Origin of the sequence: Vibrio antiquarius (assembly GCF_000024825.1) — a bacterium.
Lineage (GTDB): Bacteria > Pseudomonadota > Gammaproteobacteria > Enterobacterales > Vibrionaceae > Vibrio > Vibrio diabolicus.
In genome coordinates this window covers 617,189-631,845 of the sequence record NC_013457.1, presented here as the reverse complement: position 1 = coordinate 631,845, position 14,657 = coordinate 617,189, and the positions used below count along the sequence as shown (strand labels likewise).

The 14,657-nt window shown below is 43.9% G+C and carries 16 protein-coding genes; 10 read left to right on the top strand and 6 right to left on the bottom strand.

Features of this window, described 5'->3' with window-relative positions:
- A complete protein-coding gene (locus VEA_RS17665) occupies positions 1 to 927 on the bottom strand; it encodes a DMT family transporter (RefSeq protein WP_006741159.1) in 927 nt (308 codons plus the stop codon).
- Between the two features lie 148 nt (positions 928 to 1,075).
- On the opposite strand from VEA_RS17665, the gene VEA_RS17660 reads away from it, so the two are divergent.
- Both VEA_RS17660 and VEA_RS17655 read left to right on the top strand, forming a co-directional pair.
- Positions 1,076 to 1,531, top strand: a complete 456-nt coding sequence (locus tag VEA_RS17660; protein ID WP_006741158.1) for an Lrp/AsnC family transcriptional regulator — start codon at positions 1,076 to 1,078, stop codon at positions 1,529 to 1,531.
- 5 nt (positions 1,532 to 1,536) lie between these two features.
- Positions 1,537 to 2,160, top strand: coding sequence for a class I SAM-dependent methyltransferase (locus VEA_RS17655; protein WP_005397716.1), 624 nt, complete (start codon positions 1,537 to 1,539; stop codon positions 2,158 to 2,160).
- Positions 2,161 to 2,686: 526 nt separating this feature from the next.
- On the opposite strand, the gene VEA_RS17645 is transcribed toward VEA_RS17655, so the two are convergent.
- Entirely contained in the window at positions 2,687 to 3,235 is a 549-nt protein-coding gene (locus VEA_RS17645; RefSeq protein ID WP_041853145.1) for a hypothetical protein, read from the bottom strand.
- 103 nt (positions 3,236 to 3,338) lie between these two features.
- On the opposite strand from VEA_RS17645, the gene VEA_RS17640 reads away from it, so the two are divergent.
- From VEA_RS17640 to secF, 4 genes are all read left to right on the top strand, one after another.
- A complete protein-coding gene (locus VEA_RS17640; protein WP_006741156.1) occupies positions 3,339 to 4,007 on the top strand; it encodes an SH3 domain-containing protein in 669 nt (222 codons plus the stop codon).
- Between the two features lie 125 nt (positions 4,008 to 4,132).
- Complete coding sequence (locus tag VEA_RS17635) at positions 4,133 to 4,612, top strand: hypothetical protein (protein ID WP_006741155.1); 480 nt, start codon at positions 4,133 to 4,135, stop codon at positions 4,610 to 4,612.
- A 165-nt stretch (positions 4,613 to 4,777) separates the two neighbouring features.
- A complete protein-coding gene (gene secD, locus VEA_RS17630; protein WP_006741154.1) occupies positions 4,778 to 6,616 on the top strand; it encodes a protein translocase subunit SecD in 1,839 nt (612 codons plus the stop codon).
- Positions 6,617 to 6,618: 2 nt separating this feature from the next.
- Positions 6,619 to 7,521 carry a protein translocase subunit SecF gene (secF, locus tag VEA_RS17625; RefSeq protein ID WP_005397711.1) on the top strand — a complete coding sequence of 301 codons (903 nt, stop codon included), beginning with the start codon at positions 6,619 to 6,621 and terminating at the stop codon, positions 7,519 to 7,521.
- A 62-nt stretch (positions 7,522 to 7,583) separates the two neighbouring features.
- Here secF and VEA_RS17620 read toward each other — a convergent pair whose 3' ends face one another.
- Both VEA_RS17620 and VEA_RS17615 read right to left on the bottom strand, forming a co-directional pair.
- Positions 7,584 to 7,850 carry a hypothetical protein gene (locus tag VEA_RS17620; RefSeq protein ID WP_012842361.1) on the bottom strand — a complete coding sequence of 89 codons (267 nt, stop codon included), beginning with the start codon at positions 7,848 to 7,850 and terminating at the stop codon, positions 7,584 to 7,586.
- A gap of 16 nt (positions 7,851 to 7,866) precedes the next feature.
- Complete coding sequence (locus VEA_RS17615) at positions 7,867 to 8,487, bottom strand: LysE family translocator (protein WP_041853084.1); 621 nt, start codon at positions 8,485 to 8,487, stop codon at positions 7,867 to 7,869.
- Between the two features lie 1,005 nt (positions 8,488 to 9,492).
- On the opposite strand from VEA_RS17615, the gene VEA_RS17610 reads away from it, so the two are divergent.
- The 4 genes from VEA_RS17610 (at position 9,493) to phaC (ending at position 13,702) form a co-directional block, all read left to right on the top strand.
- Positions 9,493 to 10,233, top strand: a complete 741-nt coding sequence (locus VEA_RS17610) for an SDR family oxidoreductase (RefSeq protein ID WP_005398281.1) — start codon at positions 9,493 to 9,495, stop codon at positions 10,231 to 10,233.
- Between the two features lie 12 nt (positions 10,234 to 10,245).
- Positions 10,246 to 11,454, top strand: coding sequence for an acetyl-CoA C-acetyltransferase (locus VEA_RS17605; protein WP_041853144.1), 1,209 nt, complete (start codon positions 10,246 to 10,248; stop codon positions 11,452 to 11,454).
- A gap of 44 nt (positions 11,455 to 11,498) precedes the next feature.
- A complete protein-coding gene (locus VEA_RS17600) occupies positions 11,499 to 11,846 on the top strand; it encodes a phasin family protein (protein ID WP_005398278.1) in 348 nt (115 codons plus the stop codon).
- Positions 11,847 to 11,926: 80 nt separating this feature from the next.
- Positions 11,927 to 13,702, top strand: a complete 1,776-nt coding sequence (gene phaC, locus VEA_RS17595) for a class I poly(R)-hydroxyalkanoic acid synthase (RefSeq protein WP_006741150.1) — start codon at positions 11,927 to 11,929, stop codon at positions 13,700 to 13,702.
- A 203-nt stretch (positions 13,703 to 13,905) separates the two neighbouring features.
- Here phaC and VEA_RS23570 read toward each other — a convergent pair whose 3' ends face one another.
- Both VEA_RS23570 and VEA_RS17590 read right to left on the bottom strand, forming a co-directional pair.
- Positions 13,906 to 14,040 carry a TIGR02808 family protein gene (locus VEA_RS23570; RefSeq protein WP_005373546.1) on the bottom strand — a complete coding sequence of 45 codons (135 nt, stop codon included), beginning with the start codon at positions 14,038 to 14,040 and terminating at the stop codon, positions 13,906 to 13,908.
- 11 nt (positions 14,041 to 14,051) lie between these two features.
- A complete protein-coding gene (locus VEA_RS17590) occupies positions 14,052 to 14,630 on the bottom strand; it encodes a NapC/NirT family cytochrome c (RefSeq protein ID WP_005398274.1) in 579 nt (192 codons plus the stop codon).
- Between the last annotated feature and the right edge of the window lie 27 nt (positions 14,631 to 14,657).

Below are 14,657 nucleotides of genomic sequence, written 5' to 3'. Positions count from 1 at the left end.
CTATCTGTGAAGTGGTGGGCGATAAGTTTGGCTCATTCCATCTTTCATAAAGATTTGGCTTGCCACAATACTGCCGCAGGTTACCAGCATCAGCGCTAACCAAGTCAGTGAATCTGGTTGTTCACCAAAAATTGGAACGGCAAGAAGTGTCGCGACGACTGGAGTTAATGACCCAAAAGCAGCACTGGCTTCGGCGCCAATAATTCGGATTGCATAGATAAAGGTAAAAGAGGCGATTAAGCCTGCGCCGACACCTTGCAACATCGCGTGGCCAAATAACTCTTCCCACGGCCACTGACTGATCGGCGTTATCGCTAGGTAACTATCTACCCATCCGAAGCCAACCGCAATGATGAGCAGTGCCAAAGACGCGATTGCAACGAACCCAGCACAGACATGCGCATTAAGGTTAGCAACACGAGCACTGATGGTGAAAACGGCCCACATAATGCTACCGGTTAGAAACAAGATGTGGCCTTGTAATTGAGACCAGTTGTACTCTGCACCGCTATTAGAAAGAAGGAATACGAAAATCCCTAACAACACCGTAGAAAGCCCGATTAAGCGGTGAGCACTCAGCGACTGTTGATAGCACAACACCGCGATAGCAGAAACAAATAATGGCAAAGTGCCAGGTACTAATGCACTGCCGTGCGCCACGGGAGCGAAGTGCATAGCTGTGCCGACGACCAGCAGGTAGGGCAGGCCACTCCCTACCACAACACCAGTTAGGTAGCGTTTAGGCACGACGCGAAGCGCCTGCTTATGCTTAATCACAAATGGTAATAAAACTAAACTTGGGATTAGAAAGCGAACTAGCGCGATATCGGCTGGCTGCAAGTTAGAAATTGCGCCCCCTTTTAAAGAAATAAAGAAACCAGACCAAAGCAGTAAGGTCGTTAATATAGCTGCGTATCCCAAGATCATTGTCGGCATATCCATTTGTAAATGATGTGTTAATTGTTGAATAAAACACGTGCCAAAGGGAGGCAAAGTTTGACGTAATTAAGCTTGATGTTGGTGATAAAGCGCGTATAAATGTTAATTGTTAGTGATTATTGGCATGGAAGGATAAATGGACAAAATTGACAGGCAACTGATCAACTTGATGCAGAAGGATGCAACCCTGACTACGGCAGAGCTCGCTGACAAAGTAGGATTATCGGCATCACCTTGTGCAAGACGCATTAAGCGTTTAGAGCAGGAGGGCGTAATTAGCGGTTATCGAGCCCTTGTGTCCAGAGACACGGTGGGTATTGCGATGACCGTATTTGTTGAAGTCAGTTTGAACAACCACCAAGCTTCTTCGATTGATGAATTTGAACATGCTGTTGTTGAAATGGACGAGGTGATCTCGTGCCATGTTGTATCAGGGGCTTATGATTATTTGTTAGAAGTGGTCAGCAAAGATCTCGCTGGCTATGAAACATTCACTAGAAAGCTACAACGATTAGAAAACGTAAAAGATATCCATACGCACTTGGCGATTAGACAAGTGAAAGGAAATGGAAGCTTGCCGATTTATGCATAAGAAAGATGAAATTTCTCGATAGACTTAAGATTGCTCACTATCACCGAAAGCGATACCGACAGTTCGGTACAGACAGAGCGCGAACGCTGGGATGGAGAGATAAGTACAGCCAAATCAGTCGATTTGAAGCCTTGTGCCGTGGGTTAACGTTAGACGGTTCAAGTCTTTTAGATATTGGGTGTGGCTACGGAGACTTATTAGCGTTTATTGAGTTCAACAATCTGCGCCCCCAAAGTTATATTGGCATTGATCAGCAAAAACAGTTTATCTCTGAGGCCAGAAAGCGGGACTTTCGTACTCAAAGTGAGTTCGTATGCGGCGACTTTTCAACGTTGGTATTGCCCCGTAGTGATTATGTCTTTGCTTCTGGATCATTGAATTATCAATCCGCGAATCCAAATCATACCATTGAGATGATCGAGAAAATGTACCGGGCCGCAGAGAAAGGGTGCGTGTTTAACTTATTGGATGAAGAAAAGCTGCCGAGCATGAGAATGCTCGCATCGCATAATAAAGTTGGGGTGTTACGCTATTGCCGATGGCTATGTCCAGACGCACAATTGATTGAGGGTTATTCCGATCACGACTTTACGATTGCGATGATCAAAAAAGCGGAATCAGTTTCCTGACTCCGCCTTATAAATTCTTAAGCCTTATTGGTGCTTGTATTGTGAGATTTCACAGTTACCTGTGTATCTATCAACCTTGAATGAGAACGCAGCTGAATGGTATTCCCTCCCATCACTCCAAATTGTTTCTCCGAAGATTTTACAAAGGTCCAAATCGCTGATTGAACCAAACTCTTTTACGTGCCTAACTACTGACAAAAACTTGGCTTTGGTAGCATTAGGACAGTCCCTGTTACTTAATCGATTGATAACCATGGTTGTAGCATCATCTCCAGCCAAATGTGACTTTTTATTAAATTTTATTAATGGGTAAATTAACCAAAAATTGGCCATAAGTAAAGCATTATTGTGACGTATGTCTCTATAAGTTGCCTCTCTTGGTCATGGTTTAGTCAAGTTTGTAAAAGGGAACAGTCCCATTTTTTACATATAATGTTGGGATCACTAAAAGAGGGAATTAAAGCACGAATAACGTCCAATATTGGAGTGAAAACCCGACATCGTCTTTTCAAAACGGGCTCGATTTTTACCTCGAAACATCTTGAGCGTATTGAAGCGCTCTCGCTTCTTTATCATAGAGTTGCGCTAGTGCTTGGTACTGTGAAGAAAGGCGTTTGTAATCCTCGGTAAGTTGCAAAGCGTTGGTGTTATACCACTCCGCAGTGATTTGATTGGCAGTTTCGTTTAACTCACGGCACTTTTGGGCAAGTTTCTTCCATCCATTTGCTGACCATTGAGATTGTGTGCTCAATTTAATCAACTCATTAGCTTTAGTCGTGAGTTCTTCTTTATATTGAATGGAGGCTTTTAATTGAGTTTTGAACGCATTTTGGTTCGAGCGGGCGCGCCAAAGTAACACGAGTTCATGTAGGGAAAAGGTTTGGGACAATAACTGGCGCTGCTTATGTTCGGCTAAAAGTGCATTGAATACCTCAACATGCTTATTGTAATTGGACTCTAAACGATTGAATTGGGTAAGATTGTCATTCCACGACGATGGGTTACATTGAATATTGGCGTGCCCCATAATGGGGAACAGAAGAAGCAACAGTATCCAATTGAGTTTGTTGATCATTATTGCTCGCGTTAGTTGACCGACCCTTTTGAGTATATACCCAAATTTCCGCGACATGCGTGTTGCCGGTGAGATAAGAACAAAGAATGAAAAGGAAAAGTACATGAAGAAAATTCTCATCGCATTGATTGTCATACTGTTGCTCGGTGGGGCGGGTGCTGGATACTATTTCTTCTTTATGCAAAAAGATGAACCTGAAGCGCCAAAAGCTGCGCAAGTGGAGCAAGCGCCAGTGGAAGAAGAAATATCCAAACCGATTCTGGATTTAGAAACCGCCCCCCCTGAAGTGACCGAATACTATGTCATTGAGCGTCGAATCAATGTTTACAATAAGCCAAATGTTAATGCTTTGGTTGTCGATACGCTCTATAAGGGAGAAAAAGTATCGGTGTTAGAAAAAGTGGATGGTTGGTATCGAATCTCTGGTTACCTTGTTTATGAAGAGGGCGGTGAAGAAAAAGCTGAGTGGTTGAATTCCGAAGGATTATCTGATGCAGAGCCAGTTATTAAAGAACAAGAGCGTTTAGAAATACTGGATGGATATTTGCAGAAGTCGGATGATTTAAAAGTCCACTTGGACATCTTCCGCAAGAAAACCCAGCAATTGTTAGACGATGAAACCTGTGATCCGAGTGATTTTGAAGAGCTCGGTGGCTGGGTTCGTTCGGTTACTTATGACAAGCGCAATGTATACTTCATTTATTGTGGTGGTTTGGAGCAAGAGAACAAAATCTATTTAGATGTCGATAAAGGCGATATCTTTTACCGCTAACAGAGCGCCTTTAGTTTAAAGCCTCTAGAGATTTATAACTTTTTAGTTGTGAACCATAATTAATAGGAATACTATCATCGAGTCGAGTGAAAAAACTCGACTCGTTTTGTTTTTAGTGAGTTCTTATGTCTCAGATTTGCTTGAAAAAATTGCTTTTTATGCTGCTTGCGATGGTATTGCTACCAGCGCATGTTTTTGCTGCGCAAATCGATCAGAAAGCTCATTTACCTTACTTTTCTAAGCTGCAACCATTTGTTGCGAGTATTGCTTTTGCAAATACCTCAATCGATTTTTCTGAAGTCTCAGAAGAAACGACGCAGTCTCCGATTTCTGAAAGTCACGCAAGACTCGATACGCTAGCCCTATTTAACACTCAACGTTGGGTTTCTCACTTACGTGAAGGCCTCGATGATGAGCATGTTGACGTTATTGGTGACCTAAACACGCCTTTCTATGCTGACGCAGGTTATGCCTACAGCCTGATGGATATCAATTGGCGTCAAAACCAGTACACTTTTTATCATTTCACAAGCGATCATCGCATTTCTGGTTGGAAAGAGACCAACGCAATGTACGTCGCACTCAATAGTCAATTTTCTGCCTAAACACCATCTATTTGCACCATTGTGCACTCTTAACACGACGATTGTATTCAACAGGGCGTAACCGTCCTGAGCATTTCATACCCTGAATTTTTTTCTGGGGGCATCTGTCGTGTGTTAAGCCTTGTTATTAAAAGCTTCACTTCGTAGTGAAGGGATGATGTTTACATGAAAAAAACAGCAAAGCAGCAAAAGAACAGAAAGCTGATGAATCACTATTCAGCTTGGAAATATGTCGTATTAATCACGACGGTCATTATCTTAACGTTAAGCGCGATTCCGACTTGGTTCGGTGAGCAACCATCGATCCAGCTAACGTTTTCAAACCAAAACAGCAGTGAAATGTCGGTTGTTCAGTTGAATCAACTACTGAAAACCAATCACATCTCAGCAGACAAAATCATCGAAAAAGATGGCAAAACAACCATTGTATTCGATGATGAAAATGCGCAAAGCAAAGCTCGTGCGTTATTAAACAATGAGCTAAATAAAGAAGACAGCATTACCTTCTCATATGTGTCTGTTGCTCCAGAGTGGCTGAATGAGATGGGTTTTAGCCCAATCAAACTCGGTCTTGACCTTCGCGGTGGGGTACAGTTCCTCTTGAATGTCGACGTAAATAAAGCATTTGAGGAGCAACGTAATGCTTTGATCGATGAGATCAAAGCAAGCCTGCGAGATCAGCGCGTGCGTGGTGTACAAATTCGCGCAGAAAGTGGTAACCGCATTGCGGTAAACAGTGAGAGTGATACCGCCCTAGCTGAAGTAAACAAATTCTTGCGTCAAAACTATCCTGGTTGGGTGGTGAAAAGCTCGTCTCGCGGTTTTGTTCTTGAGCCAAGTGAGCAGAATATTCAAGAGTTCCAATCAACGACATTGCAACAAAACTTGAAGATTATGCGTGGTCGTATTGAAGAGCTAGGTATTACGGAAGCATTAGTTCAGCGTCAGGGTAAAGACAGCATTCGTATTGAGCTCCCAGGTGTACAAGACCCAGCACAAGCGAAAAACGTTATTGGTGCCACTGCGAGTTTGGCATTCTATGAAGTGAAAGATGCAGGCCAAGCGCGAAGCGGCCAAGATCTTGTGCTGAAAGATAACGATGGCCGAACTGTTGTTCTGGAGAAACGACCAGTCCTAACGGGTGAGCACATTGTTAACGCTCGTGCAGGCGTCGACAATATGGGTATGTCAGAAGTTAACATCTCGCTTGACCACGCGGGCGGTAAAAAGATGAGTGATTTCTCTGCAACGCATATTGGCAAACCAATGGCGACGGTTTACCGCGAATACAAGACAAACGATCGTGGCGTAACAGAGCGCAGCGAGCGCGTTATCAGCGTTGCGACTATTCAATCTCAACTTGGTAGCCAGTTCCGTATTACCGGCGCTGGCAGCATGGACGAAGCGCAGCAGTTAGCGCTATTACTTCGTGCGGGGTCGCTAACAGCCCCGGTTACTATCGTAGAAGAGCGCACTATTGGTGCTTCTTTGGGAGCTGAAAACATTGAAAATGGTTTTGCGGCACTTGCTTTAGGTATGGGGTTAACACTGACCTTTATGGCACTTTGGTACCGCCGCTTAGGTTGGGTGGCGAATGTGGCGCTTTGTGCCAACATGCTTTGTTTGCTTGGCCTAATTGCCTTGTTACCAGGTGCGGTGCTAACGCTTCCAGGTATTGCAGGTTTGGTGTTAACCGTTGGTATGGCAGTGGACACCAACGTTATTATCTTCGAACGTATTAAGGACAAAATGCGTGAAGGCCGCAGTTTCGCTCAAGCGATTGATCTGGGCTTTGATAGCGCGTTCTCGACCATCCTTGATGCCAACATTACTACCATGATCACCGCCGTGATTTTATACGCCATCGGTAACGGTCCAATTCAAGGCTTTGCCTTAACACTCGGATTAGGTTTGTTAACCAGTATGTTTACAGGCGTATTTGCCTCTCGAGCAATGATCAATTTAATTTGGGGCCGAGATGCCCGTCGTGATGTGAGAGTTTAATCATGGTCGAAATGCTAAAACAAAATATTCGTAAAATTCGCCACTTTACTACGCTAGTTTCTATCGTTTTGACGGTGATCGCACTTGGTGCTCTGGGCTTTAAAGGGTTGAATCTCGGCTTGGATTTCACTGGTGGTATGGTGACAGAAGTGAAAGTCGATAAGTCGTTAACCAACCACGATCTGCTTGATGCACTACAACCAAAACTTGGTGAATCAACCTCTGTCACCCGCACAGGTGAAGATGGTCGTTGGCTCATTCGCTACTCCGCCCCTGAAGAAGGGCAAACTCTGCCAAGTGTGGAAGAGGTATTAAAGCCAGTTTCACATCAAGTTGATGTCGTCAGCAACAGTATTGTTGGTGCTCAAGTTGGCCAGGATTTGTTTGACCAAGGCGGTTTAGCACTATTGATTTGTGTGCTGAGCATCCTTGGTTACTTGTGTTTCCGTTTTGAATGGCGCTTAGCGAGTGGCTCTGTATTTGCTCTGGCTCATGACGTAATTGTCGTCCTCGGCTTCTTCGCCGTTACCCAAATGGAATTCAACTTAACGGTTTTTGCTGCCGTATTGGCAATTTTAGGCTACTCATTGAATGATTCGATCATCATTTCAGATCGAATTCGTGAGCTACTGATCGCGAAACAAAGTTGGAAAATGGAAGACATCAATGACCAGGCTGTCATCGCGACGTTCTCTAGAACGATGGTGACTTCAGGTACAACACTGATTACTGTTGGTGCACTATGGATTATGGGGGGAGCACCGCTAGCGGGTTTCTCAACAGCGATGTTTATTGGTGTGCTATCAGGTACATGGTCTTCCATTTCCATTGGTACCGTATTACCTGAACTGTTCAAGCTCGAACCGAAGCATTACTTGCCTGTTGAGATTGATACCGCGCCGTAATACGAGGTGCTGAAGGTAAAAAGTGCTCGCGCCACTCTGTTTGAGTGGCGTTTTACTTTGTGCTATTTCACACGCATCAGGCGGTGTTTGACGTGACCTAAATCGAACTCAATGATTTGAGAGCGCTTCATCGATTCAACCAGGCGCAACATGGATGTGTGATAACCTTTCTTTTTCATCCATTGCAATGGCTCGGAAAAGCTGTCTTCGTTTACAACGTAAGATTCGCCTTTGTGTTCTCCAGCATAAACGTTTACGACCCAAACCCGGGCCTGAAAATCTAATACTTCACTTATGTTTCGCGTAATTTTTCTTAGGATATTTTTCATCATTTCCAGCGTTGCTTTAGCTCAGTAATAGCCAAACACCAACCCCCATCATTAAAGTGCCCGCGATACGGTTCATCAGGCGCACATTCTTTGATTGACCCAACACGCGTTTCAGTCCTTTACCACCCGTGGCATACAGAGACATACAAATGAACTCAAAAAGAAGGATGATGGAGACAAGCACGATCAGCTGTGGAGCAAGAGCCGCATTTTGATCGATAAAAGGCGGCAGCAGAGAAATCATAAATGCCCAGCCTTTTGGGTTTGCGATAGCGGTAACGAAGCCTTGCATGATGAGCGCGACATTACCACTTCTGGGTGTCTCCAAATTATCGACATTTATTGCTAACTTACCTCGAGATCGCCACATTTCTACACCAAGATAGAGTAAGTAGCCGCCACCAATAAACTTTAGTGCGATAAACATCCAAGGATAGTTGAGCATGATCGCTGCGATCCCTAGTACTGCCGAGACTGAAACCAGCGCGACACCGACGAGTTCACCAATCATCATCCATAATGTGCGGCGATAACCGATACTCATTCCTAGCGTTAAGGCGAGCGTCATGCACATTCCTGGTGTAATTGAGACAAAAAAGAAGGTAGGGATGAACATACTGAGCAATGCAAGATTCATGTTTGTTGATAACTAAGTGATTTGATAGAAGCCACAAAGATAGTGCAAATTGATAAAGGATACTATCCCCAAATATCCCCAAATAACCTCAAGGTGCTAGGTTCAGCGAGAATGACTTGGCTCACAGGCACGGCAACGATTTGAAGATCTAGTGGTTCTAAATCAAAAATCGTTAACAAAGGCTGTGGGATAAGGAAACTCGCCCTGCGGAGCATGTCACTGACACGATTTCTGCATCTTGACGTCATTTGGGTATAACATCAATTTACTGGGTTAAAGAATCTAGATGATTGCTTTAGGAGATGGCACCATCGAATATTGCACCGTACCGGTACTTCAATAGATAAAAAGTGATTCGATACGTTAAATGCTAGTTAATTGATGTTATTTGGATATTTAAAATAAAACTGAAATTATTTTTTAATTGCTGCGTCATAATAGTGCGAACTGCACCAAAATGAGACGTTTTCTTCTATTGTTTACATTCTAAATATACCACTTTTCATAAGCGAAACTATAAATATAAAATTAAGTTTATACTGTCTTAAATATCATTTAAGTTAGTAATTAAATGATATTACTGACAATTGCTTATATTGATATTTGAATTATTATTCTAATCGTATTTATAGAGAACAACTCTGAGCATGAGAGTGGTATCTGAAATCATGAGATGATGTAACGTCCACTGTTCGGTATGTAACCTATTGATAAATAATGCTTAAATTTATGTTCTGATAAGCTTGTGTTTAACTTTATTTTATTTAAAACAATGACTTATAAAGAGTTAACCATTTTATAACATTTCATGTTTAATGAGATCTAAATCAATCTTATGCAAATGGATTAGTTTTTTATTTGAAATGTAATATTTCTGGTTTAACTTAAAATAAAAGGCATCACAGGATTGATAGCCAAAAGAATAAATAAACACGTCAGTTGGTGATTTATTTCATCAGTGTATTTAGTTTGCTTTTTTAAATGCCGTTAAGAATGGAGTCTTCGATGAAGAAAGTCGCTTTGATCACCGGATCAAAAGGCGGAATTGGTTCTGCTATTTCCTCTCAATTAGTGAATGATGGTTACCGTGTAATCGCTACGTATTTCACAGGCAACTATGAATGTGCGTTGGAGTGGTTCAACAGTAAAGGGTTTACCAAAGATCAGGTTCGCCTTTTTGAGTTGGACGTAACAAACACTGCAGAGTGTGCAGCAAAGTTAGCGCAATTGCTTGAGGAAGAAGGGACCATTGATGTCGTTATCAACAACGCAGGTATCACACGTGATGGCGTGTTTAAAAAGATGACTGCGCAAGCTTGGAATGACGTCATTAATACCAACCTCAATAGTCTATTCAACGTTACGCAACCTCTGTTCGCTGCGATGTGCGAAAAAGGCGGTGGTCGTGTCATTAACATCTCCTCAGTCAATGGCCTAAAAGGGCAGTTTGGTCAAGCAAACTACTCGGCGGCGAAAGCTGGGATGATAGGTTTCTCTAAAGCCTTGGCGTATGAAGGTGCTCGTTCGGGTGTGACAGTAAATGTTATTGCGCCAGGTTACACTGGTACACCAATGGTTGAGCAAATGAAGCCAGAAGTATTGGAGTCCATCACGAATCAAATCCCAATGAAACGCCTTGCTACACCAGAAGAAATTGCAGCATCAGTGAGCTTCTTGGTCAGCGATGCAGGGGCCTATATCACCGGTGAGACTTTGTCGGTGAATGGCGGCCTATACATGCACTAAGGAGAGAAGATGATGGAAAAAGTGTTTATCGTAGCAGCGAAGCGCACTCCAATTGGCGCCTTTGGTGGCAGTCTGAAAAATACCTCTGCTGGCAATTTGGCAGCAGTAGCGATTAAAGGTGCGTTAGAAGCGGCAAAGTTGACTGGTGATAAGATTGATGAGGTGATTGTTGGCAACGTTGTCGGCGCAGGTCAAGGCATGGGAGTCGGTCGTCAGGCGGCATTGTTCGCTGGGATTCCGGACGCGGTTCCTGCGTATGGTGTAAACATGGTTTGCGGCAGTGGCATGAAAACCGTCATGGATGCGGTTTCACATATCCGTAGTGGTGATACAGAGATTGTTGTTGCAGCAGGTGTTGAGGTCATGTCTCAGATTCCGTTTGCCGCGCCAAGTAGTATTCGTGATGGCAACAAAATGGGCAACCTAGAGCTGAAAGACCTGCTCGTAGCGGACGGTTTAACCGACGTTTATAACCAATATCACATGGGTGTGACGGCAGAAAACGTTACAAAAGAAATCGGCCTAACCCGTCAACAGCAAGACGAGTATGCGCTGTCTAGCCAACAGAAAGCGGTGGCGGCAATCGAAGCGGGTAAATTCAAAGACGAAATTGTGCCCGTAGAAGTAAAGCAACGCCGTGAAACGGTGCTATTCGATACCGACGAATACCCAAAGGCTAATGCGACTATGGAAGCGTTAAGCAAGTTGCGCCCTGCTTTTGACCGTGAAGGCACTGTGACTGCGGGGAATGCATCAGGTATTAACGATGGTGCGAGTGCAATTATCGTCGCGTCTGAGAGCGCAGTTAAAGCGCATGGACTCACGCCTATTGCTGAGATCGTAAGCTATGCGCAATCGGGGCTTGATCCGAAAATCATGGGTCTAGGTCCAGTGGAGTCAGTCAATAAAGCATTAGCAAAAGCAGAATTAACGGTAAACGACATTGACGTTTACGAGTTAAACGAAGCATTTGCCGCGCAAGCACTTGGCGTGATTCATCAGTTGGCGGAAACCAACCAAGTTCCCGTTAACGCGATTCAAGATAAAGCGAACTTTAATGGTGGTGCTATCGCGCTAGGTCACCCACTTGGTGCATCGGGCAACCGAATCTTAGTGACGCTTGTTCACGAGCTTCATAAGCAAAATGGTCAATATGGTGTCGCATCACTTTGTGTGGGCGGCGGCATGGGGACGGCTGTGGTTATAAAAGCAGTTAAGTAATTATTTAAACGGACATTTTTAATTCTTTCTCTAGGAGATAAACCATGTACACAGATTTCTTCAAAACCTTTAGCGATCAAACTGAAAAAAATCTAGAACCTTACTTGAAGTTCAACAAGCTAGTGACAAAAAACGTAGAAGTGTTGACTGAGCTTCAACTGAACGCAATTCGTACTTACAGCGAAGTGGGTCTGAACCAAATGAAAGCGGCATCAGAAATCAAAGACGTAACGTCATTGACTGCTTTCAACAGCCAGCAACTAAGCGTTCTTACTAAGCTTTCTCAACAAATGATGGACGACAGCAACAAGCTTCAAGCTATTGCAAAGGAGTTCAAAGAAGACGTTGAGAAAATGACTTCGGAAAATCTAAAGACTGTTACTCCAGCGTAATTTGTCCGATTCTCGCCGCCTTAGGGTCTCTAGACCCTAATTTGGGCGGCGTTGTTTTTTCCGAATATAGGAGTAAGACTATGTTTCAGCACTTCTTTTCGGACTATCTTGTACAGCTTCAACAAACCAATCAACAGTGGTGGCATGATTTCGAAGTGAACAAGGCAGTCGTGAACTCTCCTTTAAATAAGGCCATGCAAGAAGTGAACTTGGAAGACACTGCCAAACTCTTCGAACAAGCTGTAAATCAGCCTGCTGCGATCTTAAAACTGCAAGCAGAATGGTGGGAACAGCAGCTACAAATTTGGCAGAATGTCGCGTTGGCGGGTAACCAAAAACAGATCATTGAAGCAGAAAAAGGGGACAAGCGTTTTTCTAATGAAGCGTGGCAAAATGAGGTGATGTATAGCTTCATTAAGCAATCCTACCTGTTATTCAGCAAGACTTATTTAGATACAATTGAGTCACTCGAAGGTTTGGATGAAAAATCTAAAGAGCGAATACTTTTCTTTTCTCGTCAAGCCATCAATGCACTTTCCCCTTCGAATTTCATCGCGACGAACCCAGAACTCTTGAAACTGACACTTGAGCAAAACGGTCAAAACCTGCTGGCTGGCTTAGAGCAGTTAAAAGAAGACGTTGAGTCCAGCGCGGACATTTTGAAAATTCGTATGACGAACAACAATGCGTTTCGCGTGGGTGATGACGTTGCGACCACTCCGGGCGATGTGGTTTTTCAAAACGAATTGTTTGAGTTGATTCAATATCGACCTCTAACAGAGAAAGTGAATGCGACGCCACTGCTCATCGTTCCGCCTTTCATTAATAAATACTACATCCTTGACTTAACAGCGAAGAACTCAATGGTTCGATGGTTGCTAGAGCAGGGACATAGCGTATTTATGATGTCTTGGCGCAACCCAGGCAAGGCACAAGCGCATGTAGAGTTTGGTGACTATGTGACAGAAGGCGTCGTCAAAGCTGTCGCGGCAATTGAAGATATAACGGGCCAAGAGCAAATCAACGCGGCTGGTTACTGTATCGGTGGTACGGTTCTGGCGAGCACGGTTGCGTACTATGCGGCAAAACGTATGAAGAAGCGTATTAAATCAGCGACTTTCTTCACCACATTGCTCGACTTTTCTCAGCCAGGCGAAGTTGGCGCGTACATCAATGACACCATTGTGAGTGCAATTGAGGCGCAAAACAACGCAAAAGGGTATATGGACGGTCGTTCATTAAGCGTCACATTCAGCTTACTGCGTGAAAACAGCTTGTACTGGAACTACTATGTCGACAACTACTTGAAGGGCAACAGCCCAGTCGATTTTGACTTGTTGTACTGGAACAGTGATAGCACCAACGTGAGTGCCGCCTCTCATAACTTCTTGCTTCGTGAACTCTATTTAGAGAACAAGTTGGTGCAAGACAAAGGCGTCAAAATTGGTGGGGTATGGATTGACCTAAATAAGATCAAAATTCCTAGCTATTTTGTATCAACGAAAGAAGACCATATTGCGTTATGGCAGGGAACTTATCGTGGTGCCCTGAACACTGGTGGCAACAAAACGTTTGTTCTTGGTGAGTCGGGTCATATTGCGGGTATCGTGAACCCTCCAGCGAAAAATAAGTATGGTTATTGGTTGAACGATACTTTGGATGATTCGGCTGACGAGTGGTTGAATAATGCCGAGCACAAAGAGGGGTCGTGGTGGACACATTGGAATGAATGGCTACTTCAATTCAATCCTAAAGAGCAAGTCGAACCATTCCCTATTGGCTCGGAAGACCACCCAGCAATCGATGAAGCTCCAGGGCAATACGTCAAGCAGGTTCTGCCAGTAAAAGAATCTTAAACAACTCCCTATAGCAGTAAATTTTAGCGACCTTTATGGTCGCTTTTTTTGGTCGTTACTGACTACCTTATTATACCGATTGAGTATATGTATCGGTTGAGGACATTTTGGGCCGAAAGTGACGGTGAATAAAAAAGCGCCGAGTAGATACTCAGCGCTTGGTGTCAACAAATAGGCAAGTTGACGGGTAGAAGTGCGTTACGTTACACCTCTTTATCCTTACCAAATGACAGCAGCCAGAGAGAGATTGCTGCTACTGCCACAAAGCCGGAAAGAATAATCACAGGCATGGCGCTATAGCCAAGGATATGCCAAATTACAGATTCTAAAGTACTCATGGTAAGTCTCCTTAGTGCCAGCCTTCAACGCCGCTCATGTCCGGTAGTTTGTGCGCGATGCCTTTGTGACAATCTACGCAGGTTTTCTCTCCAGAAGCTAGCGCAGTAGAGTGCTGCTCCGCTGCTCGTGAGCCTTGTTGAGAGTAATCCATGTAATCAAACTCGTGACAGTTACGACACTCAAGAGAGTCATTCTTTTTCATTCGCGCCCACTCTCGCTCAGCAAGGTGTCCTCGACGCTCTTGGAACTTCTCTGGTGTATCGATAGTACGCAGAACATAGTGAGCGAATAGCTCTTTGGATGCTTGTACTTTACGAACGATCTTATCTGTCCATTCATGAGGAACGTGACAGTCTGAGCAGATGGCACGAACACCAGAACGGTTAGAGTAGTGAATTGTTTCTTGAATTTCAGCAACGATTGGTGCGTGACAGCCAGAACAGAACTCTTCTGTGTTGGTTGCCTCCATACCTGTGTTGAATGCGCCCCAAAATAAAAGACCGCCAGCAAAACCTAAGAACAAAACCACACCAGCGGCAGCTTTACTTGGGTTCTTCAGTCTTTTCCAAAACGCTTTAAGTATTTTCATAAATAACCTCTTCGTACTCGCGTTTCA